The 20,683-nt window shown below is 61.1% G+C and carries 26 protein-coding genes, 4 tRNA genes and 1 pseudogene; 20 read left to right on the forward strand and 11 right to left on the reverse strand.

Features of this window, described 5'->3' with window-relative positions:
• The 6 genes and pseudogenes from EQW76_RS00005 to EQW76_RS00030 form a co-directional block, all read left to right on the forward strand.
• A pseudogene (locus tag EQW76_RS00005) lies at positions 1-245 on the forward strand (arsenical-resistance protein); the annotation flags it as partial.
• On the forward strand, positions 242-670 hold the full coding sequence (gene arsC, locus EQW76_RS00010) for an arsenate reductase (glutaredoxin) (protein WP_142822248.1): 429 nt from the start codon (positions 242-244) through the stop codon (positions 668-670). The pseudogene EQW76_RS00005 and the gene arsC, both read left to right, overlap by 4 nt.
• Entirely contained in the window at positions 663-1,370 is a 708-nt protein-coding gene (gene arsH / locus EQW76_RS00015) for an arsenical resistance protein ArsH (RefSeq protein ID WP_142822249.1), read from the forward strand. Before arsC ends, arsH begins: the two co-directional genes overlap by 8 nt.
• Positions 1,367-2,581, forward strand: a complete 1,215-nt coding sequence (arsK, locus tag EQW76_RS00020) for an arsenite efflux MFS transporter ArsK (RefSeq protein ID WP_142822250.1) — start codon at positions 1,367-1,369, stop codon at positions 2,579-2,581. Before arsH ends, arsK begins: the two co-directional genes overlap by 4 nt.
• Positions 2,582-2,719: 138 nt before the next feature.
• Positions 2,720-3,232 carry a hypothetical protein gene (locus tag EQW76_RS00025; RefSeq protein ID WP_142828912.1) on the forward strand — a complete coding sequence of 171 codons (513 nt, stop codon included), beginning with the start codon at positions 2,720-2,722 and terminating at the stop codon, positions 3,230-3,232.
• Positions 3,233-3,315: 83 nt separating this feature from the next.
• Complete coding sequence (locus tag EQW76_RS00030; RefSeq protein WP_142822252.1) at positions 3,316-3,834, forward strand: hypothetical protein; 519 nt, start codon at positions 3,316-3,318, stop codon at positions 3,832-3,834.
• Positions 3,835-3,871: 37 nt separating this feature from the next.
• On the opposite strand, the gene EQW76_RS00035 is transcribed toward EQW76_RS00030, so the two are convergent.
• Positions 3,872-4,597 (reverse strand): SDR family NAD(P)-dependent oxidoreductase, encoded by a 726-nt coding sequence (locus tag EQW76_RS00035; RefSeq protein WP_142822253.1) that lies wholly within the window; start codon positions 4,595-4,597, stop codon positions 3,872-3,874.
• Between the two features lie 185 nt (positions 4,598-4,782).
• Between EQW76_RS00035 and EQW76_RS00040 the strand changes: the two genes are divergently transcribed.
• The 3 genes from EQW76_RS00040 to prfB all read left to right on the forward strand — a co-directional run bounded on the left by EQW76_RS00040 (position 4,783) and on the right by prfB (position 7,901).
• Entirely contained in the window at positions 4,783-5,739 is a 957-nt protein-coding gene (locus tag EQW76_RS00040; RefSeq protein WP_142822254.1) for a LysR family transcriptional regulator, read from the forward strand.
• A 115-nt stretch (positions 5,740-5,854) separates the two neighbouring features.
• A complete protein-coding gene (locus EQW76_RS00045; protein WP_142822255.1) occupies positions 5,855-6,637 on the forward strand; it encodes a TIM barrel protein in 783 nt (260 codons plus the stop codon).
• A 132-nt stretch (positions 6,638-6,769) separates the two neighbouring features.
• Positions 6,770-7,901 (forward strand): peptide chain release factor 2 gene (prfB, locus tag EQW76_RS00050; protein ID WP_142822256.1). Its coding sequence is split into 2 segments (ribosomal slippage): positions 6,770-6,838 and positions 6,840-7,901, totalling 1,131 coding nucleotides; the frame shifts between segments, so codons are not numbered across the junction.
• A gap of 78 nt (positions 7,902-7,979) precedes the next feature.
• Here the strand turns inward: prfB and EQW76_RS00055 are convergent.
• Together EQW76_RS00055 and EQW76_RS00060 are read right to left on the reverse strand one after the other, a co-directional pair.
• Positions 7,980-8,492, reverse strand: a complete 513-nt coding sequence (locus EQW76_RS00055; protein WP_224128255.1) for a hypothetical protein — start codon at positions 8,490-8,492, stop codon at positions 7,980-7,982.
• Positions 8,493-8,533: 41 nt separating this feature from the next.
• A complete protein-coding gene (locus EQW76_RS00060; protein WP_142822257.1) occupies positions 8,534-9,307 on the reverse strand; it encodes an NAD kinase in 774 nt (257 codons plus the stop codon).
• 211 nt (positions 9,308-9,518) lie between these two features.
• Here EQW76_RS00060 and EQW76_RS00065 point away from each other — a divergent pair, with 211 nt between their 5' ends.
• Both EQW76_RS00065 and EQW76_RS00070 read left to right on the forward strand, forming a co-directional pair.
• Positions 9,519-10,142 (forward strand): YigZ family protein, encoded by a 624-nt coding sequence (locus EQW76_RS00065; RefSeq protein WP_142823565.1) that lies wholly within the window; start codon positions 9,519-9,521, stop codon positions 10,140-10,142.
• Between the two features lie 131 nt (positions 10,143-10,273).
• Entirely contained in the window at positions 10,274-11,323 is a 1,050-nt protein-coding gene (locus EQW76_RS00070; RefSeq protein WP_142822258.1) for a 3-deoxy-7-phosphoheptulonate synthase, read from the forward strand.
• Between the two features lie 53 nt (positions 11,324-11,376).
• Here EQW76_RS00070 and EQW76_RS28960 read toward each other — a convergent pair whose 3' ends face one another.
• The 4 genes from EQW76_RS28960 to EQW76_RS00085 all read right to left on the reverse strand — a co-directional run bounded on the left by EQW76_RS28960 (position 11,377) and on the right by EQW76_RS00085 (position 12,688).
• Positions 11,377-11,544: a hypothetical protein gene (locus EQW76_RS28960; RefSeq protein ID WP_153816477.1), complete on the reverse strand. Its 168-nt coding sequence runs from the start codon at positions 11,542-11,544 to the stop codon at positions 11,377-11,379.
• A gap of 93 nt (positions 11,545-11,637) precedes the next feature.
• Positions 11,638-11,850: a hypothetical protein gene (locus tag EQW76_RS29225; protein ID WP_162556542.1), complete on the reverse strand. Its 213-nt coding sequence runs from the start codon at positions 11,848-11,850 to the stop codon at positions 11,638-11,640.
• Positions 11,851-12,071: 221 nt separating this feature from the next.
• A complete protein-coding gene (locus tag EQW76_RS00080; RefSeq protein WP_142822260.1) occupies positions 12,072-12,326 on the reverse strand; it encodes a hypothetical protein in 255 nt (84 codons plus the stop codon).
• Positions 12,327-12,436: 110 nt separating this feature from the next.
• On the reverse strand, positions 12,437-12,688 hold the full coding sequence (locus tag EQW76_RS00085; protein WP_142822261.1) for a hypothetical protein: 252 nt from the start codon (positions 12,686-12,688) through the stop codon (positions 12,437-12,439).
• 150 nt (positions 12,689-12,838) lie between these two features.
• Between EQW76_RS00085 and EQW76_RS28965 the strand changes: the two genes are divergently transcribed.
• Positions 12,839-12,991, forward strand: coding sequence for a hypothetical protein (locus EQW76_RS28965; RefSeq protein ID WP_153816508.1), 153 nt, complete (start codon positions 12,839-12,841; stop codon positions 12,989-12,991).
• A 79-nt stretch (positions 12,992-13,070) separates the two neighbouring features.
• Here EQW76_RS28965 and EQW76_RS00090 read toward each other — a convergent pair.
• From EQW76_RS00090 to EQW76_RS00100, 3 genes are all read right to left on the reverse strand, one after another.
• A tRNA-Thr gene (locus EQW76_RS00090) sits at positions 13,071-13,146 on the reverse strand.
• Between the two features lie 246 nt (positions 13,147-13,392).
• Positions 13,393-14,085 carry an AprI/Inh family metalloprotease inhibitor gene (locus EQW76_RS00095; protein ID WP_224128253.1) on the reverse strand — a complete coding sequence of 231 codons (693 nt, stop codon included), beginning with the start codon at positions 14,083-14,085 and terminating at the stop codon, positions 13,393-13,395.
• Positions 14,086-14,123: 38 nt separating this feature from the next.
• Positions 14,124-15,032, reverse strand: a complete 909-nt coding sequence (locus EQW76_RS00100; protein WP_142822263.1) for an RNA methyltransferase — start codon at positions 15,030-15,032, stop codon at positions 14,124-14,126.
• Between the two features lie 211 nt (positions 15,033-15,243).
• On the opposite strand from EQW76_RS00100, the gene EQW76_RS00105 reads away from it, so the two are divergent.
• The 3 genes from EQW76_RS00105 to tuf all read left to right on the forward strand — a co-directional run bounded on the left by EQW76_RS00105 (position 15,244) and on the right by tuf (position 16,854).
• Positions 15,244-15,328 (forward strand) — tRNA-Tyr (locus EQW76_RS00105).
• A gap of 23 nt (positions 15,329-15,351) precedes the next feature.
• A tRNA-Gly gene (locus EQW76_RS00110) sits at positions 15,352-15,425 on the forward strand.
• Positions 15,426-15,678: 253 nt separating this feature from the next.
• A complete protein-coding gene (gene tuf, locus EQW76_RS00115) occupies positions 15,679-16,854 on the forward strand; it encodes an elongation factor Tu (protein ID WP_142822264.1) in 1,176 nt (391 codons plus the stop codon).
• A 99-nt stretch (positions 16,855-16,953) separates the two neighbouring features.
• Here tuf and EQW76_RS00120 read toward each other — a convergent pair whose 3' ends face one another.
• Entirely contained in the window at positions 16,954-17,541 is a 588-nt protein-coding gene (locus EQW76_RS00120; RefSeq protein WP_142822265.1) for a histidine phosphatase family protein, read from the reverse strand.
• Between the two features lie 394 nt (positions 17,542-17,935).
• On the opposite strand from EQW76_RS00120, the gene EQW76_RS00125 reads away from it, so the two are divergent.
• The 5 genes from EQW76_RS00125 to EQW76_RS00145 all read left to right on the forward strand — a co-directional run bounded on the left by EQW76_RS00125 (position 17,936) and on the right by EQW76_RS00145 (position 20,527).
• A tRNA-Trp gene (locus EQW76_RS00125) sits at positions 17,936-18,011 on the forward strand.
• Between the two features lie 318 nt (positions 18,012-18,329).
• Positions 18,330-19,106 carry a DNA polymerase III subunit epsilon gene (locus EQW76_RS00130; protein ID WP_142822266.1) on the forward strand — a complete coding sequence of 259 codons (777 nt, stop codon included), beginning with the start codon at positions 18,330-18,332 and terminating at the stop codon, positions 19,104-19,106.
• A gap of 131 nt (positions 19,107-19,237) precedes the next feature.
• Positions 19,238-19,660, forward strand: coding sequence for a hypothetical protein (locus EQW76_RS00135; RefSeq protein WP_142822267.1), 423 nt, complete (start codon positions 19,238-19,240; stop codon positions 19,658-19,660).
• Positions 19,661-19,971: 311 nt separating this feature from the next.
• A complete protein-coding gene (locus EQW76_RS00140; RefSeq protein ID WP_111220660.1) occupies positions 19,972-20,181 on the forward strand; it encodes a cold-shock protein in 210 nt (69 codons plus the stop codon).
• A gap of 121 nt (positions 20,182-20,302) precedes the next feature.
• Entirely contained in the window at positions 20,303-20,527 is a 225-nt protein-coding gene (locus EQW76_RS00145) for a hypothetical protein (RefSeq protein WP_111220661.1), read from the forward strand.
• Positions 20,528-20,683: the final 156 nt, after the last annotated feature.

Genomic DNA, 20,683 nt, shown 5'->3' on the forward strand with positions numbered 1-20,683 from the left:
CGGGAGAGCAGCATTGCGTGGCCGGCCCGTCGGCGCTGATCGGCGCCAGCAATTTCTTCGAACTTGCGGTGGCCGCTGCGATCAGCCTGTTCGGGTTCCAGTCGGGCGCGGCGCTTGCCACCGTCGTCGGCGTGCTGATCGAAGTGCCCGTGATGTTGTCCGTCGTCTGGATCGTGAACCACTCGAAGGCCTGGTACGAGCGCGGCCCTTCGGTCTCCCGCAACACCTCCACAGAGGAGCCATGACCATGGATGTCACTATCTATCATAATCCTGCCTGCGGGACCTCCCGCAATACTCTGGCGCTGATCAGGAACGCGGGTATCGAACCGACGGTGATCGAGTACCTGCAGACGCCTCCCTCGCGGACTGAACTCGTGGGGCTGCTGACCGGCGCAGGCCTGTCGCCGCGCAACGCACTGAGGGAAAAGGGCACGCCTTACGATGAACGCGGCCTCGGCAATCTGTCGCTGACGGACGAGCAGATCATCGACGCCATGTTGCAGCACCCGATCCTGATCAACCGTCCATTCGTTGTCACGCCGCTCGGAACGCGCCTCTGCCGCCCCTCGGAAGCGGTGCTGGATATCCTTCCCCATAGGCAGGTCGGCGCCTTTTCGAAGGAAGATGGTCAGCAGGTCATAGACGAAAAGGGCAATCGTCTTGTCTGAATTGCCCGCCGCAGATCTGCGCCACATCCGGATGCCCGACCTCGATGCGCTGCGGACAGACATCTCGCATCACAAGCCCCGTATTCTGTTTCTCTATGGCTCGCTTCGTGAGGTTTCCTATAGTCGGCTCCTCGCGGACGAGGCCCGTCGCCTGCTCGAGCATTTCGATTGCGAAGTCCGTATGTTCGATCCGCGCGGTCTGCCGCTTCCCGATGCGGAGCCGGCCGACCACCCGAAGGTCGTAGAACTCCGCGAACTTTCCGAATGGTCCGAGGGCCAGGTCTGGGTAAGCCCGGAGCGCCACGGCGCGATGACCGGCATCATGAAGGCTCAGATCGACTGGATCCCGATGTCCATCGGTTCGGTTCGCCCGACGCAGGGCAAGACGCTCGCCGTCATGGAAGTCTCCGGTGGCAGCCAGTCGTTCAACGCTGTCAACCAGATGCGAATCCTCGGCAGGTGGATGCGGATGATCACCATTCCGAACCAGTCCTCCGTACCGCAAGCGTTCCAGCAGTTCGACGCCGATGGCAGGATGAAGCCGTCTCCGCTTTACGATCGCGTGGTCGATGTCTGCGAGGAACTGGTCAAATTCACGCTGCTGACACGCGACGCGTCTTCCTACCTGACGGACCGCTACAGCGAGAGGCGCGAGGATGCCGGTCGACTGGAGGCGCGGACCACGTTGAAGTCGATATGAAGCGCTTCGACCTGCCGGTGGCTGCCATTCTCGGCCTGGGGGTCACGCAGATTGTCGGCTACGGCACGCTCTATTACTCGTTCGGCATTCTGGCGCCTGACATGGCACGGGATCTCGGCGCCTCGGTGGAATGGATGTTTGGTGCCCTGTCGGCAGCGCTGCTGATCGGCGGGTTCGTCGCACCCTGGCTCGGACGATGGATAGACCGCTTCGGAGCAGGCAGGATCATGGCGATCGGTTCGTTGATAGCAGCCCTGGCGCTCGCCGCCTGCGCTCTGGCTCCCAACCGTTTCGCCTTCGCGGTGATACTGGTGTTCATCGAGGCGGCCGCTAATTTCGTCCAGTACGGAGCGGCCTTCGCGCTGCTGGTGCAGATCAACCCCAAAGTTGCACAGCGGAGCATTACTACCCTGACGCTGATCGCCGGCTTTGCCTCGACGATCTTCTGGCCCATCACCACGGCCCTGCATGCCCATCTGCCGTGGCGGGAGGTCTACGTCGTCTTTTCGCTTCTCAATCTGGCCATCTGCCTGCCGATCCACGCATGGCTTGCACTGTCTACTGCCAAGGTGCGCCGAAACGGCGCCGCCACCGCGCCAGCCCCTGTCGAAGGCGCACTCGCCGAGGGGCAGAGACGCGTCGGTTTCGCGCTGATGGTCGTTGGCTTTGCATTTCTGTCGCTGGTGAGCTCGGCCATTCTTGTGCATATGGTGCCGCTCATGGCGTCGCTGGGGCTCGGAACCATGGCCGCTCTCGTCGGCACCGTGTTCGGTCCGGCGCAGGTCGCCAGCCGCGTGATCAACATGGTCTTCGGTCGCAACCTTCATCCTTTGCGACTGGCGGCGTTGTCCGGGCTTCTCGTCTCTGTCGCCATCGTGGTGCTCGATGCGACTGCGCCTTCGACATCAGGCGCAATCGCATTTGCTGTGCTGTTTGGTTTCGGCAATGGCATATTCAGCATCGCGGCTGGGACGCTGCCGCTGTACCTGTTTGGCAGCGAAGGTTATGGCAGGCTGCAGGGAAAACTTATGTCCGCACGGCTGATTGTCGGAGCGACGGCGCCGTTCGCCTTTGCCGTATCGCTGGCATCTGCAGGGGCGGCGATCTCGCTCGGTGTTGTCGCAGCCTTTGGTGCCATTGCCACCTTCAGCTTTCTCCGGATCGGCCGGATTGCCGCAACGCCACATCGCGTTTCCGGAAAAATCGGGTGATCGTGCGCGAGCAGGTCGAACCATGAGATCGCCAAAGAGCGCTCCGGATGCAGATACCTTTCGACGGGGAAAGCAAAGTCGGCTAGAGTTCGCGAAGCACGAACTGCGTGGCGGACGCAAACTTCACGGACTATTGCGATGACGATGACTGGTATTCTTCTGATCGTGGTGATGCTGGTCGCCGCTGTTCTCGTGTGGCTGAAGCGCGGCAAGGGGGCACAGCGCTCCGCCATGTTCGAAACCTCGGGACTTTCCTATTTCAAGGTGTTGCTGCGGCAGCGCGGCGTCGACGTATCGCGCATCCCGGATGCGGCGCTCGCCGACATCATTCGTGCCAAGATCGCCGCAGCCAAGACCCAGGCGACCGTCGCCGGCATGACCGACGCGACGCGGTCCCGCAAGAACTGGCGGATCAATCTGGTCAAGTCGCTGGAGGCGGAAGCCACCCTGATGGTCTCGCTGATGGCTTCAGGCGCCGAGGTCGATCCCACATCCGATGCCGCCATCGCGCTGACGCGACACGGCGTGTTCAAGCCAAGAAAGCCGACCGGTCTCACCGGAATGACGCCCGAGCAGTTCCTGGAGGCCACAAGGCGCGGCACGCTTTACTCGGAGCTCGGCGAGCGCCGCGCCAAGCGCGAGACTTCCTGAGGCGCCTAATATCGTCGAGCGCCCAATACCCGTTTGCCGTTGCCGCAGCATCACTCTTAAAAAACTGAAAGTTACTTACGCCCATGACGGCTGCCTTTTTTGCGGACTATGCGAAGGACCTGAAAGTCCTGCTCGACGAGATAGACACCGCGCCCAACAACTTCCGCTCGTTCGATCTGCATATCGATATCGCTCACAGGGGCCTGCTGTTCGTCTACGAGACGCGCCGCAAAATGGGGCAGACCGACAGCATCTATTACGCCCGGATGGCGAAGACCGGTTCCAGCAAACAGATCTCGCAGAAGACCGCCTACGATGCAGTCAGCGGCTTCTTTCGCCACGGACAGTTCCTCGCCCTCACAGGAGATTTTGCCGGTGCCGATGGCGCCGAGGGCACGACTGTCGAGGGTGATCACCCCACCTGCGCCGTTGCGTTCACCTATCGCCGCACCGGCATGGAAAAAGCGATGTCGATACGTCTCATCTTCCTCGGTTTTTCCACCGATGACGATGCGCTCGCCTATGCGGCGACGGTAGCGGATACGCCGACGCTCGCAGTCTCCCGCCCGTTCCGATCCGCACGCGTCTGGGAATGGAAGTAGGCACGGTCGCCGTGGTCCGAAGTGCTGCCGATCTTTTTCACCAAGGCACGGTCTGCCCGTCGAAATAGAAGCCAGCATTGGGGCCGGTCGCATCGTGGCTGGCCAGCCAGACGATCCCGGCCGCTGCCTGCTCCACCGTGCGATAGCCGGAGTGGTCGTTGAAATCCGTCGCCGTGTAGCCGGGATCGACGGCGTTGACATGGATGCCGCTGGCCACGAGTTCCTTGGCGAAGGCCACGGTGACCGCGTTGAGCGCCGACTTCGAGCTGTTGTAGCCCATCGGATTGACGGCATAAAAGGGATGGGCCGGATCGGAAACCCAGCCAATCGAGCCAAGACCGCTGCTGACCATGACGATGTTGGCTTCGCCCGCCGCTGTCAGCAAGGGTATGAAGGCTTGCGTCACCCGGATGGCGCCGAACACATTGGTCTCGTAGACGTCGCGGATGGCAGCGAGGGGCTGCTGGCTCGGAGGCACCGGCGGGCCGCCCGAGATGCCGGCATTGTTGATCAGCACGTCGAGCTTGTGATCGGCTGCAGAGACCGTGGCGACAGCGGTAGCCACGCTCTCGTCGCTGGTAACGTCGATCGCGAGCAGCCTGACGTCATCACCCTCCGCCTGCAATTGACGGACAGCCACCCCGCCGCGCTCAGCGTCCCTGCTGCCAAGCCAGATCCGGTAGCCAAGCCGGCCGAGTTGGCGTGCCGTCTCGAAGCCTATGCTCTTGTTGGCGCCGGTGATGAGAACTGTTTTTCCACTCATGGTTCGTTTCTCCTATAACCGAGGCCGGCCTATCGCCTGGGTCGGTATTTCTAAATACTGCGCTGTTCCGAAGCAGCTTCGGCCACCGCAACAGCGTCGAACTGCGGCTCGCAAGCCCTTAGCGAGGTTATAGTTTCGTTCTATGGTGTTTGATAATCCGCCCTAATCCGGATAAGCTGATCGCCATGGCGAACAGTAACGAACAGCTATTTCTTGACGATCTTTCCATCTTTCTCGCGGTCTGCGAGACCGGCGGTTTCCGGGCTGCGGCAAAGCGGCTGGCGATGTCGCCGTCGAGCGTCAGTGAGAAGATCGCCCAGCTCGAGGCTCGCCTGGGTGTGCCGTTGCTGATCCGCACAACCCGAAGCGTGATGCCGACAGAGGCCGGGCGCGGGCTTGCCGCACGGATCACGCCGCTTTTGAGCGAGACACGTGCAGCGCTCAACGATGCAGCCAGTACGCATGGGCAAGTGAGAGGGCTGCTCAGGCTGAATGTCACCGGCGCCGTCATGGTCGATATCCTGCCGCCGCTGATCGACCGGTTTCTCGATCTGCATCCGCATGTGCGGGTCGAGATGGTGGTGGAGGACAGGCTCGTCGACGCGACGGCAGCTGGCTGCGATGCCGGCATTCGCTATGGTGAGCATCTGGCCCAGGATATGATCGCGGTGCCGATTGGCCCGCGCATCCAACGGCTGGCCGCGGCAGCCTCGCCTGACTATCTCGAGGCACGCGGCATTCCCCGGCATCCCCGCGATCTGCTCGATCACGACTGCATCCGCCTCAGGTTTTCCAGCGGGGCGCTCGTCGAGTGGGAGTTTCAGAAGGGCGAGGAAACTGTCACCGTCGATCCGCCGGGCCGGTTGATCGTCGGGGTCGAGGCTGCCGCAACCGCGATCGAATGGGCCTGCCGGGGCCTTGGTGTTATTGCGACATTCGAGAATTTCATCGATCCCTACCTCAGGTCCGGCGCTCTGGTGCCGGTGCTGCCTGAATGGTGGATGCCGTTCGAGGGGCCATGGCTCTATTTTTCCAGCCGTTTCATGCCCGCTCCCTTGCGCGCCTTCGTCGATCTAATCGCTGCGGAACGGGCGTCGCTCAGTGTTGGAGGGTTGGTGCCTCCTGGAGCCGGAAACGCATAAGTCCTGATGACGCAAGCATAACCTCTGTATCGCACGCACAATCCGAGTTGCGGAGATCGCCTCTATCGGTTCTAGTGCGACACCTAATCCGTTCACGCCTCACGAGGTCGTCTTCATGAAGTCTCCGTTCCAGCTTGCCGCCTGTGCCGAAATGCTCTGGCGCGACCGGCCGATCGAGTGGCGGGCGAGCCGGCTGAAGGAGCTCGGCTTTGGCGTCGGTCTGTGGAACTGGCCGGAGCACGATCTTGCAAAGCTGGAGGCGACGGGCGCCACCTTTACCATCATGAATGGTTACCTCGAAGGACGCCTGACCGATGACGAAGGTGCCGCCCAACTGCTGAAGACAGCGCGAGAAACGGCCAGGGTTGGCAAGCGGCTGGGCGTCCAGCGTCTCAATCTGCATGGAACGGGGCTGGGCGAGGGTGGCCTGCCGATCCGGCCTGTCGAGGTCGTCACCGGTGCGATGTGGCTGAAGGCCCGCGCCACGCTATGCCGTGTCGTCGAACTGGCTGAGGAGGAAGACGTCACCTTCAGCCTGGAAAACCTCAACCTGCTCGTCGATCACCCCGGGGTGCCCTTCGGCCGGGCAGGGGATACGTTGGCGCTTGTGGCCAGCATCGACCATCCGCGCCTGACACTCAATCTCGACCTGTATCATGCCCAGATCGGCGAAGGTAACCTGATAGAACTTTGCCGCAAGTGCCTTCCATGGATAGGTGAAATTCAGGTTGCCGATGTCCCCGGGCGTCTGGAGCCTGGAACTGGCGAGGTCAACTGGAAGGGCGTCGCGCGGGCGCTGAAGGCGATGGGTTATACCGGGCCGGTCGCCATGGAAGCCTATGCATCCGGCGATCCCGAGGAAGCACTCGTGGCGTTTCGAGAGGCCTTCACCGTCTGAATGGGCTGTCCATGGGGCGCTGTTCGACGGCGCCTTGCCAGCCTTGTGCCGTAACCGCCGACTACGGGCTTTACATCGGCGGCATGCCTAACTATGTCACGGGCAACATCAATCGAACCGAGAAGCGAGACCATGCGCGCCGAAATCGAGAATATTGTCGACGAAATCAAGCAGGCCATAAGCCTGCTGAGGAGGCATCTTTGACTGGGATCAGGCCGTAAGGCGACTGGACTGGTTGAATAACAAGGCAGAGGATCCAAACCTCTGGAACGATGCATCCGAGGCACAAAAGCTGATGCGCGAGCGTCAGAACCTCGAAGACAGCATCAATGGCGTCCGGCTGCTCGAACGGCAGGTCGATGACAATATCGAAATGATTGCGCTCGGCGATGAAGAGGGCGATGCCGACATCGTCAAGGAAGCCGAGGAAGGCCTGAAGGTCCTGCGCACCGAAGCGGCCCGCCGCCAGGTCGAGGCGATGCTGTCCGGCGAAGCCGACAGCAACGACACCTTCCTCGAAGTCCATTCGGGTGCCGGCGGCACGGAAAGCCAGGACTGGGCCAACATGCTTCTGCGCATGTACACCCGCTGGGCCGAACGTCAGCGCTTCAAGGTCGAGTTGCTGGAAGTCCATGACGGTGAAGAAGCCGGCATCAAGTCGGCGACGCTGCTGATCAAGGGCCACAATGCCTATGGCTGGCTGAAGACCGAGTCGGGCGTCCATCGCCTGGTGCGCATTTCGCCCTACGACAGCAACGCCCGTCGGCACACCTCGTTTTCGTCGATCTGGGTCTATCCCGTCGTCGACGATTCGATCCAGATCGACATCAACGAAGGCGATTGCCGCATCGACACCTACCGCTCGTCCGGTGCCGGCGGTCAGCACGTCAACACGACGGATTCCGCCGTGCGCATCACGCATATCCCGTCCGGCATCGTGGTGCAGTGCCAGCAGGAGCGCTCGCAGCACAAGAACCGGGCGACAGCATGGGAAATGTTGCGCGCCCGCCTGTACGAAGCGGAACTGAAGAAGCGCGAGGATGCTGCCAACGCGGAGGCCGCGTCGAAATCCGACATCGGCTGGGGTCACCAGATCCGTTCCTACGTGCTGCAGCCCTACCAGCAGGTGAAAGACCTGCGCACCGGCGTTGTCAGCACCGCGCCGGACGATGTGCTCGACGGCGAGATCAGTCCGTTCATGGAAGCAGCTCTGGCGCACCGCATCAGCGGCGCAGCAGATGCCGCAGTGGACGACATCGACTGATCGTCGCGACTGCTTCTGCCAAACAAAGACCCCCTCGCGGCTGTCTGCCTAGAGGGGGTCTTTTTTTATAGCCAGCGCTTACTCCGGCGCCTTCTCAACGACGATTTCCCCGAGTTCGTCGAGCATGACATTCCAGACATCCGCGTCGGCATCGGCATCAGCTTTGATATAGAGCGTGGCAAACAGGCCGGGTTCGCGGATGATGCCCCCGGAGTTTTCGGGCCGGATATCCGTAACGATGGCCTTCAGCGCGGTGATTTCGGGCAGTTCCGTCGTTGAAACGATCTGCGGCCCGTCGTCGGTCGTGGCGACCTGCTGCAGGTAGACCTTCGATGTGCGATCTGCCTGGCGCACCGCATAGAGCTTGTAAAACCCGTGGCGCGACGGTGGCGTGATTGTCGTGGGCGTATCGGTGCTTGGCAAAGTCACGGCGGGTGCCGGCTGCGCCGCTCCGTTATCCTGCCAGAAGCCTGTTGTCGTCGAGGCAATGATGCTGGCCGGCAGCACGCCGTCGTCGGCCCGCGCCTCGGAAGTCGAAACGACGCTTGCCAGCAGTGCGGCCAACAGTGGGGCGTGGAGTGCGTTTCTCAAGAGCTAGCTGCCATCAGATGTCGTCAGGGGGAGTGGGCCGGTCAATCGGAAAATTGCTCGGCGAGGATACGGTCGGACCACGAGCGGTCGGGGTCGGAAAGGATGCGGGCGGTGGTGTCCTGGGTCTGGGCGATACGGACGCTCAGCACCGATTTCACCTCCGTGTTGTCGGCCACCGCATTGACGGGGCGCTTGACCGGCTCAAGGACAGTAATGTCCACCGTCACCTTGTTGGGCAGCAGCGCCCCGCGCCAGCGACGCGGACGGAAGGCGCTGACCGGCGTGATGGCGAGCAACGGCGCTTCCAGCGGCAGGATCGGTCCATGGGCGGAGAGGTTGTAGGCGGTGGAGCCGGCCGGTGTGGTGACCATCAGGCCGTCGCAGATCAGTTCTTCCAGCCGCACATGGCCGTCGATCTCGACGCGCAGCTTGGCCGCCTGGTAGGACTGGCGGAACAGCGAGACCTCGTTGATGGCGAGCGCCACCGATTCGCTGCCGTCCGCATTGACAGTACGCATCTCCAGCGGATGGAACGCATTCTCGACTGCTGCATCGATGCGTTCGTCGAGGTTCTCGACACGGTAGTCGTTCATCAGAAAGCCGACGGAGCCGCGGTTCATTCCGTAGACGCGCTTGCCGGAGTTCATTGTGTTGTGCAGCATCTGCAGCATGAAGCCATCGCCGCCGAGCGCCACCATGACATCGGCGTCCTCCTGGGGCGCCTGGCCATAGATGGCGATCAGTTCTTCGCGCGCCGCCAGCGCCTCCGGTGAAGTCGAGGCCAGAAAGCAGAGGGACTGAAATGAGCGCGGCATGCAATATCCTTCGACAATCTCCGTCTACGTAAAGGATAACACCCCTGTGCGACAAGCCGTATTCGCCCACCGGCGATATCGCGGCATAGTCGCACAGCGGGCGCGGCTCCGGATACAATCTTCCGGCGAGGCTGCTGGAACAGGCTCGCCATGTCGCAGCCAAGCCGTTACAGACGAACGGGCAATTGTCCTTTCAGAGACCAAAGTGCCGATGTTTTCCCTCAGGCAGCCGACCTCGTTCGAGCAATCCATCAAGAAGAGCCGGTTTCTCGCGCTCGCAGCCGCGATTGCCGATGAGGACGAGGCGAGGGCAAAGCTGTCTGCTCTTGCAGATGCCGGCGCGAACCACAATTGCTGGGCCTGGCGTATCGGCCAGACCTATCGCTTCAATGACGATGGCGAGCCGGGCGGTACCGCTGGCAAGCCCATCCTGCAGGCGATAGACGGCCAGTCGTTCGACCGTGTGCTGGTCGTCGTCTCCCGCTGGTTCGGCGGCGTGCTGCTCGGAACAGGCGGCCTGATGCGCGCCTATGGCGGCACGGCCGCAGCCTGCCTCAGGGCTGCCGATCGGGTCGAGGTGGTGCCGATGGTGGCAGCGATCGCATCGATCGGGTTTTCCGATCTGGCTCTGGCAAAGGCGCGGCTTCTATCAATCGCCGGCCTCTCCGTCGTCGCCGAAATGTTTACCGAAGACGGCGCAGTGCTTTCCCTCAGTATTCCGGAAGGTCAGGCAGATCGGGCCGCAGCCCTCGTCGCCGACATTACGAACGGCCGGGTCCAGCTCGATTTCGGCTCTGTGGGCAATCCGGACACTCTAGCGGGAGCGGCGCCGTAGCCACGGATAGCTTGGCCATCGGGAACCTATCTGCGGCAACCGCGCCTGAACGCGGCGAAACGCGTGGCAGCGGCTTCCGTTTGCCGTCCTTATTGACTATCAGTCTGCCATCAATTGTGAGGAGTTCCCCCGTGCCGACCACTGACGATCTGCGCATTCTCGAGATCACCCCCCTGAGCCCGCCGTCCCGTGTCGTTGCGGACGTGCCATGTTCGCCTCATGCGGCCGAAACGGTCTCCGCTGCCCGCGCCGCCGTGCACCGTATCCTCACCGGCGAGGACGACCGGCTGGTGGTGGTCGTCGGCCCATGCTCGATCCACGATCCCGTTGCTGCGCTTGATTATGCACGGCGTCTGGTCGCGGAGCGCAAGCGGCATCAGGGCGAACTCGAAATCGTCATGCGCGTCTATTTCGAAAAGCCGCGCACCACGGTAGGCTGGAAGGGGTTGATCAACGATCCCCGTCTCGACGGTAGCTTCAAGATCGAGGAGGGCCTGCGGCTTGCCCGCCAGCTGCTGGTGGATATCAACGACCTCGGCCTGCCCGCCGGCTGCGAGCTTCTCGATACCATCACGCCGCAATATATCGCCGACCTCGTCAGCTGGGGTGCTATCGGCGCGCGCACCACGGAAAGCCAGGTGCACCGCGAGCTCGCCTCCGGCATGTCCTGCCCGATCGGCTTCAAGAACGGCACCACCGGCGACATCAGGATTGCGCTGGACGCGGTGACCGCCGCCTCGCAGCCGCACCATTTTCCGGCCGTCACCAAGGATGGCCGCGCCGCCATCGCCTCGACATCCGGCAACGAGGATTGCCACCTTATCCTGCGCGGCGGCAAGGCGCCGAATTTCGACGCCGAAAGCGTTGCCGCAGCTGCAGCCGAATCGCTGAAGGCCGGCCTGCCGCCGCGCATCATGATTGATGCCAGCCATGCCAACAGCGGCAAGAACCCCGACAACCAGCCGCACGTCATCGACGCCATCGCCAGCCAGGTTGCAGCCGACGACCGGCGGATCATCGGCACGATGCTGGAAAGCAATCTCGTCGGCGGACGTCAGGAACTGGTGGCCGGGGGAAAGCTGACCTATGGCCAGAGCATCACCGACGGCTGCATAGACTGGGAAACGACGGTCTCGGTGCTTGACGTGCTGGCCAAATCGGTGCTCGCGAGGCGTGGCTAAAGCGCAGTATCGACGCGCTTCCCGTAAAAAGCCGTCCATAGCGAACGAATGCCTTAGCTCGAAGACTTCTTCCTGAAGGTTATCTCGTAGCCGCGCGTCGCGCCGGCATCGCTGGCGATCTTCTCAACCTTGCTGGCAGCGGCCTTCTCCTTGGCGGCTGCCTTTTCCATCATCTGGCCAAGGCCGGCCAGGGACTTCTTTTTCGGCGGTTCGTCGGTCATTCCCTACCTCGCTGTTGCACCCGTTAGTGCTGCCAGTTCGGCGGGCAGCAGGCAATGGAAAAAAGCCATTACAGGCGCGCACAGTCGTAGGTATCAATCCGGGAGCTTTTCCGGCTGATCGACAGCGGCATCGGCAGACGCTGCATTGTCGTCTGTCGAAACCGCACGTTCGAGCTCGGCCGCGCGCAGCCTGGCAGCACTCTGCAGAAGCTGCGCAAACGCTCCCGGTGGCACACCATCGGCCTTCAGGACCTGACCGATCAAAGGATCTGCCGCTGCTTCATGGATCGTCATATCTTCGCCCATAGTCGCGCTCCTGGTTAATATGAACTGAATCGTACCGTCCATCGGTGTCGAGATTGAGTCTGGAATTCGGGTTCTCGGTTTCGTTATACTGAGATCGAACCGGAAGTTTTTTCAAACGCCTTTAGTCCACCCAACGCCTTGGGGATGATACGAGGCTGATCAAACACCATCGGTCGTCTACTCCGGTCCAAAGTCTTGCCCCGGAACTCGGGCTCCTGACCTCACTGGCTGCTCTGCGCGGGAGCAGGTTGTGACACCGCACCGCTGTTGCCGGCACCGCCGTTGGGTGCGGGGTTGGTATGGGAGACCTCTCGGGTCATCGCGAAGGCAGCCAGACCGACAATGAAGACCACTGCAACCGCCAGACCCCAGAACGACAGGCTTTTTCCACGTCCGGACATTGCCCGCTCCCGGCCCTGGTACGCCGTTTCGGGCACGGTAGCGGCATCGTTGTCGTTATCTACCGGCTTGGACATGACGATCGTTCCCCACAAATATTTGCCTGACAACCCGTCAAGCGCGAGCTTGTTCCGCCAGCAGCGCCTTTGGGGAGGGATCCGTGGCCGATTGTTATTCCTGCTGGCCGTCAGGCGTTCAGGTCGAGCTGAACGGCAGCTTCCGCGACTGCCGACTTTGTCTTCTGCTTGCGCCCCAAACGCGATTTTGTCGACTTCGCAGATGTGTCGCCGCCAGCATCTTCCAGGTCAGGAATGAGCATTGCGTCGTCGGTTGGCACGAAAGCGCCGCTTCCGGCTTCGTCGGCGGCACGGGCTGTCTTCAGCGCGCGCGCCTGCCGGTCTGGGGAAGTGGCGGCTGTCTGTGGGGCAAATCGAATCATAAACATGGTACTCCGCAATGTTCTCTTTATGTTCACATGCCGGAAAGCCCGAGTCAATGAATACATTCCGAGATCGCGCCGTGATGGCGGTTGTCCGCCCGCGTCCGGCGCGATAGGTATCCACCGACGAGCTCAGGAGACCCGCACCGCATGGACGACAACGTCGTGAAATTCAAACCGAAGCGCCCGGAAAAAGCGCCGCGCAGACTATCCCGCTGGCAGCGAAAGATCGTCATCACCGTCTTCATCTGCGCCGTCTTCGGCATCATCTATCTGAAGAACTGGCTGATGGGGCAGGCGTAAGGGCTGGGCAACCCCAAGACCCGACCGCATGCTGTCGCACGCGGAGAAGTCGGATCTACGGAACATCGAAAAGAAAAAGTGGTGCCCCCGACAAGGTTCGAACTCGTGACCCCCTGATTACAAATCAGGTGCTCTACCAACTGAGCTACAAGGGCGGCAGAGGGGCAAATAGCAGATTCTCAGCGCCTGTAAAGTCAAAATCATTGCGAACGCTCAGCTTTTCGCATCTGTCCCCAATGCTCGGGCCACATTCAACATGGAAAGCGAACATGGACGCGCGGGATTCGAACAGCGCCATGTTTGTCGAGGGTTTTTGAAGAAGACCTAAGCGTCGCATTACTTTAATGGCCGGTCGCAGCGATGCGACCGTTTTCACCTCGCTTCAGCGAGTATCCCAGCGGTCAGGGCTGGCGCACCAGTTTCAGCGGCTTGCCGCCATCCTCAAGCGATTTGTCGAAGCTGCCGTCCGCCTTCATGTCGAAGGAGATCGACGTACCATCGTCGCTCATCAGCACCAGGCCGAAACCCTCCAGCGCCCAGAGCGTCAGCTTCATATCCTTGAACTCTGCAGCGCAGTCACCGTTCGGTGACACCTTGGTCGTGCCGTCGCCGTCCTTGTCGCCCGTCAGCTTGAGCGCGCAGATAGGCTGAGTTCCCTCCGGTTTCTGGATAGCCCAGTTGCCGGCAATGCTTTCGATTGTTGGGACATGGTCGATGGTGCCCAGCGCGGGCAGTAGCCACATCGGTTCGCCGTCCTCGGTTTCCCAGGGCGATCCCTCGTCCTGGATGAAATTGACCAGCGTCTTGTGGGCGGCATCGACGATTGAGAGTGTTCCGTCCTCGGAAAGCGTCCATGCCGTCGCCTTGGAAAGTGCGGGAACCGGCGTTGCGCAGGCTTCCGCGCCGGTAATCGCATAGCCGCCGGCAGCTGGTGTGGTGGCAAATGTCAGCAGGCAGCCCTTGCTGCCGTTCTGCGGCGCCGCCAGCCAGCTGCCGGCCTGCGCCTTCAACTGGTCGGCATCGGCAGCCTCGACTGCGCTGGCAAGTGTCAGCAGTGAAGCGGCACAGACCGCCAGGGCAAGGATAGGGCGCACGGCATTCTCCATCGGCTGCAGACCGTCGGGCCTGCCGATCAGGGTTTCAGGTAGGACCGCGCCGCATAGAGCGCGATGGCGGCGGCATTGGAGACGTTGAGCGACTTGATGGCGCCCGGCATGTCGAGGCGTGCGAGCACATTGACTTTCTCGCGCGTCTTCTGACGCAGGCCCTTGCCTTCGGCGCCGAGCACCAGCGCAACCTTGTCGCCGGAGAACGTGCCCTCGAGCGGTGCCGGCCCGTCCGAATCAAGGCCTATCGTCGTGAAGCCGAGTTTGTTCAGTTCGCCAAGCGTGTCGGAAAGGTTCGTCACCTGGATATAGGGAATAAGCTCGAGCGCACCGGATGCGGATTTGGCAAGGACGCCCGATTCGGTCGGGCTGTGGCGGATTGTGGTGATGACGGCACCGGCGGCGAAGGCAACGGCGGAGCGCATGACGGCGCCGACATTGTGCGGATCGGTGACCTGATCCAGCACCAGCAGCAGCGGACTGTCTGTCAGCGCCGAGAGCTTGCGCACAGGCAGCGGCCGGGTTTCCAGCATGACGCCCTGATGGATGGCATCCGGGCCAAGGATCTTGTCGAGGTCCTGCGGCGTGATCATCTCGACGGGGTAGGGCAACTGGTCGACAGGGCCGATATCGAGGCGCACCAGCGCGTTCTGGGTAACCGAAAGCTTCAGCAACTTGCGTTCGGGATTGTCGAGTGCAGCGCGCACGGTGTGCAGCCCGTAGAGCTGGACGAGATCGGGGGCGATCGGCGCAGGCTTCCAGTCGCCGCCGCCGGCGCGTTTGCGCTTCTGCGGCTGGGGCGTTGGAATTTCACCGCGTTCACGCTTGGCATCGCGATGGGCGCGGCGCAGCGTGGCGTAATGGGTATCCTTTTGCGAATGATCGCCGGACGTGGTTTCTGGGCCGGTAGGGCCGGGGGCTTTATCTTTGCTCATGCGGCTTTATACCCAGCGCTGCGATAAGCGCATAGTCCTTCTTTCATGTCTTGCTTTGATCGCGGGCCTTTCCGTTGGAGAGGAAATAATTTCGTCATTTTTGCACATTCCTCGTGTTGACAGACCGGAGCCGGGCGGTCATATACGCGGCGCAGTCACGGCGGCAACGTCGGGTCTGACAGACTTGGTAGCCAAGGTCCGGATGGAATCTGGAGGGATGCCCGAGTGGTTAAAGGGGACGGACTGTAAATCCGTTGGCTCAGCCTACGTTGGTTCAAATCCAACTCCCTCCACCATTCCGTCATTGGATCTTGCACCCGCGGGTATAGCTCAGTGGTAGAGCAGCAGCCTTCCAAGCTGAATATGCGGGTTCGATTCCCGCTACCCGCTCCAGGGTCTTGGAAATCCAAATCACAATTCCCATCTAACGAGTTGAACCGACAGGCGCTTATCGCTCTGTCCGGAACATCCGCTGCATTCCGTCAAACGGACTTCTGTCTAGCTGGCGGCGCGCGACAATCGCCGGTCGCGGGCGAAAATCCGGCTGTGCAATTAAGTCTTGCGCTCCCGCATCGAAAGCCTTAAACGGCGGCACTAAACCGGTTCGCCGGGGTCACCAATCCTACGTTCATCAGGAAGCATTCAAATGGCAAAGAGTAAGTTTGAGCGCAACAAGCCGCACGTTAACATCGGCACGATTGGCCACGTTGACCACGGCAAGACGTCTCTGACGGCAGCGATCACGAAGTATTTCGGCGAATACAAGCGTTACGACCAGATCGACGCTGCCCCGGAAGAAAAGGCACGCGGCATCACGATCTCGACGGCTCACGTCGAATACGAAACGCCTGCCCGTCACTATGCACACGTCGACTGCCCCGGCCACGCCGACTACGTCAAGAACATGATCACCGGTGCTGCCCAGATGGACGGCGCGATCCTGGTCTGCTCGGCAGCCGACGGCCCGATGCCCCAGACCCGCGAGCACATCCTGCTTGCCCGTCAGGTTGGCGTTCCCGCCATCGTGGTGTTCCTGAACAAGGTCGACCAGGTCGACGACGAAGAGCTGCTCGAACTCGTTGAGCTCGAAGTCCGCGAACTTCTGTCGTCCTACGACTTCCCGGGCGACGATATCCCGATCATCAAGGGCTCGGCTCTGGCCGCTCTCGAAGATTCGGACAAGAAGATCGGCGAAGACGCCATCCGCGCTCTGATGGAAGCCGTCGACTCGTACATCCCGACGCCTGAGCGTCCGATCAACCTGCCGTTCCTGCTGCCGATCGAAGACGTGTTCTCGATCTCCGGCCGTGGTACGGTTGTTACCGGTCGCGTCGAGCGCGGCATCGTCAAGGTTGGTGAAGAAGTCGAAATCGTCGGCATCCGCGCAACGACCAAGACGACGGTTACCGGCGTTGAAATGTTCCGCAAGCTGCTCGATCAGGGCCAGGCTGGCGACAACATCGGCGCGCTGATCCGCGGCGTCACCCGTGACGGCGTCGAGCGTGGCCAGATTCTCTGCAAGCCAGGTTCGGTCAAGCCACACAAGAAGTTCATGGCTGAAGCCTACATCCTGACGAAGGAAGAAGGCGGTCGTCATACTCCGTTCTTCACCAACTATCGTCCGCAGTTCTACTTCCGCACGACGGACGTGACCGGCATCGTCTCCCTGCCTGAAGGCACGGAAATGGTCATGCCTGGCGACAACGTCACCGTTGCTGTCGAACTGATCGTGCCGATCGCCATGGAAGAAAAGCTGCGCTTCGCTATCCGCGAAGGCGGCCGTACCGTCGGCGCCGGCATCGTAGCCTCGATCGTCGAGTAATAACGGACGATCTCTTGAATTGAACAAGGCCTCGCTGGCGACAGCGGGGCCTTTTCACGTCTGGAGTTTGCTGGACGTTCATGAGAAAGCCAGAGACGGTTACTGGCAGTCGATCCGGGTGACGATGCCGCCGTCCAGCGCGAATATCGCGTCCTGGGGCACATCCAGGCCCAGCGCATCCGCCTGCTCCAGGTCAGCGTAGATTCCCCGGATGACGCGTCCGGCGACGCCGTGCGAGACGATGATCTTGTTCGCGGCCGGGTGGCGCTTGACTTCCGCAAGCGCCTCCAGCAGGCGCTCCGCAAAGCCCGCGAAGCCCTCTCCGTCGGGCGAGTGGAAGAACCATTCGAAACGGCTGAGCCCGTCGAGGGCACCTGGCCATTCCATCTCGATTTCGTATGTTGTCAGTCCGTCCCAGCAGCCCATGCCGATTTCCATCAGACGCGGATCGAATACGATCTCGTCACCAAAGCCGGCGGCGCCTGCGATGATGGCGGCCGTGTCTGCGGCGCGCCCGAGCGGGCTTGAGAAGATGGCCGTGCTGTCGGGATCGATAAGACCCCGAAGCGTCGCGCCGACACGCTCGGCCTGCTGTCTGCCGAGCGTGGTGAGGCCGGAATCGACCTGGCCCTGCCAGCGGCCTGCAGCATTGAATTCGGTCTGGCCGTGTCTTACGAGATAAATCATTAGAGGTTATTGGCGAGGTAGTCCGGCATCTGTCAAGGGCGGCAATGGAGCGAAGGCGCGAAGCTCACGATACGCTCAACAACGCGAATGCGAATCGCATGCGCCGCCGACTTGTCCTGCCACGAAGCAGGGGGCTCAATCCTGGTCGCACCTCCTCTCCGTATGCGGCTGCCATCGCTTGCATCTCGTACCGCGCGTCTGAAAATATCCGGCAAGTTTCTCGCTTCCACAGGAGGCGTAGCTGGCGTCGCTCCTTGACGTCCCACAGCAAGGCGTCGTGGTGGCGGAAAAATCCAAAATCGGACTTGCCAATTTATGCCGCGCGCCGTAAAGGGAGCGCCATGCTTCCGAAGGGCATCCGGCGATATGCCGGCAGTGCCCGGAAAAAGCGTTTAGGGGTATAGCTCAGTTGGTAGAGCGGCGGTCTCCAAAACCGCAGGTCGTAGGTTCGAGCCCTGCTGCCCCTGCCATTTTCCAGAACTCTCGACCATAGCAAGTGCCTGGCAAATGCCAGGTCAGCATCGACATATGGCTCCTCACATCTTGATCTCGGCGCTGTAGCCTGCATCTGACGCGGCAAATATTTCGTCGGTATCTTGATCGGTATTCGATCGACCCACATCTGCTCCTCAGTATCCATGTCAGGCATTGACCGCGACGGTCCATGCCCGCCAATCTGCATTTGCATGGAAGCGTAGAGCCTTAAATGCCGGGTAATTGATCTTGGAGCCGAGACTGCCGTTGTGGCTCATCCCTGTCACCAACGCATAACCGTCAGGAAAATTGGATTGAAAACGGACTATGCCTTTCCAACTGCCGGTTCCCGTATTCGGGTCATAGATCTCGAAACCGGCGGCAACGGCCCCAATGATGTCTGCGAGATCGGCTGGCAGGATGTGAGGCTCGGGGTGGACGGTCTGTGGCATGTTGGAGAAGAGCGCGGCGGCCTGATGGTCAATCCCGGCCGCCCGATCTCAGCCGAGACGATGGCAATCCATCATATAATCGACGAGGACGTCTCGGACGCGCCATTGTGGAGGGATGTCGCCGGGCGTGTGCTGAGGCCGGAGGGCGGCGTGCTGGCCTTGGCGGCCCACCGTGCGTCTTTCGAGCAGCGCTACTGCACACCACGCCATAGCCGCGGCGCGGCTTGGATATGCACCTGGAAATGCTCTCTCCGCGTCTGGCCCCACCTTGCGAGCTTCTCGAACCAGATGCTGCGCTACCAGAGGATGCCGGAGGGCCTTGTCCGCGAGCTCGGCCTGCCAGCCCATCGGGCAACACCCGATGCCTATGTTACCGCTCACCATTTGCGTGACCTGTTGAACGCAGCCCCGCTTGAGCAGCTTCTTGCCTGGAGCATGGAGCCAGGGCTTTTGCCTCGGGTTCGCTCAGGACCCGACCGCGGCAAGGGCTGGGACCGTCTGAGCCCGGAAGCGCTGCGGGAATTTGCCAAAGACCGCGATGTCGATATCCGCTTCAGCGCCGAAACCGAATTGCGCCGCAGGGAAGGGACAGGTCCTCTGCCTATTGTTCCTCCAATAGGGCAGGGAAGCCTGTTTTGACGTACGGAGACGGTGATGATTCAAGGAGCGGAATCGCCGCAAATGGGCTGGACAAGCTTTCTTCGGGCACATGCATCTTTTTCGCGGGAATTGCGTTGTTAGGCTTTAGATTAAACCGAAAGGCAACGACCATGGATCCGATTACCAAAACCGCCGGCGCCGAAGACAAGCTGCAGTCGCATCTAGCCGAGATGGAAGCCCGGGCGATGGATGGCGGCCCAGCGCTGCTCGATGCTCCCCGCATCGACCGCCAGGCTCGCCTGCAGGCGCTCAAGGAGGAGGTTGCCGATCTGCAGCAGACGGTGGCCGGCATAAAGGCGAGGGTGGCCCGCACGCGGCAGCAAGCGGTATCGGTGGTGAAGTCGGGAGCGGAATGGGCGGATGCCAGCGCGCATGCGCAGCTCGGTTCCTACCCTTGGGCAAAGCTGGCTGGAGCCTCGGCCGCCACATTCGTCGGCACCAGGATTTTGCGCATGCTTCCCCTCGGCGGCATTCTCTCCATTGCAGCACCGCTGATCATCTCCCAGATCAAGGCAAGGAATGCCAAGCGCTAAATTTGAGTTCACCGATTTCCCGCCATGCGATCCCGTTTGAAATCGCATGGCGGGCGTGCCTCAGGCGAGAGGCCTTCACCTGCGGTGATCGCCCATCCGGACATAAAACGTTAATTATTACTCTTTGACGTTGACATCCCCGGTGGTTACGCCTATCTAGAGTTCATCGATCTTTTGCTTGCTGAACTTTGGTTGCCGCGCGATTAGCACCGCGCCTGACGAACTTCCCTTTCAAAATACATCGTTATCACCGCCTGCAGTGCTCATGGCATTGCGGTATTCTAAAAATGCTTTGAAAAGGGTTCATCATCATGACCACAGGCACAGTAAAATGGTTCAATTCCACTAAGGGCTTCGGCTTCATCCAGCCTGACAACGGCGGCGACGATGCTTTCGTCCATATCTCCGCTGTAGAGCGTGCTGGTATGCGCGAAATCGTTGAAGGCCAGAAGGTCAGCTACGACCTCGAGCGCGACAACAAGTCGGGCAAGATGTCTGCTTGCAACCTCCAGGCTGCATAATTTAAAGCTTTCTTCTTCGCCTTGACCACGGATGTACTGGCACTGCGACGAAAGAAATCTCTTTAAGGCCGGGTTTTCCCGGCCTTTTTCACGTTTTCTAATATTGCGATAGGACCCCGTCATGGCAAATGAAACATCGAAATCCCGCGAAGAAGCCGAAATCGCGTTCGCAGGGACGCAGACCCATTTCTATGCGCGCGGCCAAGCCGCTGAAGAACTCGACGCCATGGTCGCCGACCGCGAATCCAAGACCGCGCGCTTGCGCGAAGCCCGTCTCGCCAAGGATCGCCGCGATATGATTGCCGCGACCGCAGCAAGGCTTCAGAAGCGCTCTGCGAAAGCCTGAGCTCCCCAGTATACGATCTGCCGTCAACGTTATTTAGAGGCTGCGAAACCGTCGCAGCCTTTTTGCGTGAGACTGAATGCGTTGCAAGCGCGGTAGGTCCGCTGTGACGGCAGTTGACGCGATCCCGTCAGCGGCAACACTCCATCGCTGACAAAA

This window comes from Rhizobium sp. rho-13.1, from assembly GCF_007000305.1.
Lineage (GTDB): Bacteria > Pseudomonadota > Alphaproteobacteria > Rhizobiales > Rhizobiaceae > Rhizobium > Rhizobium rhododendri.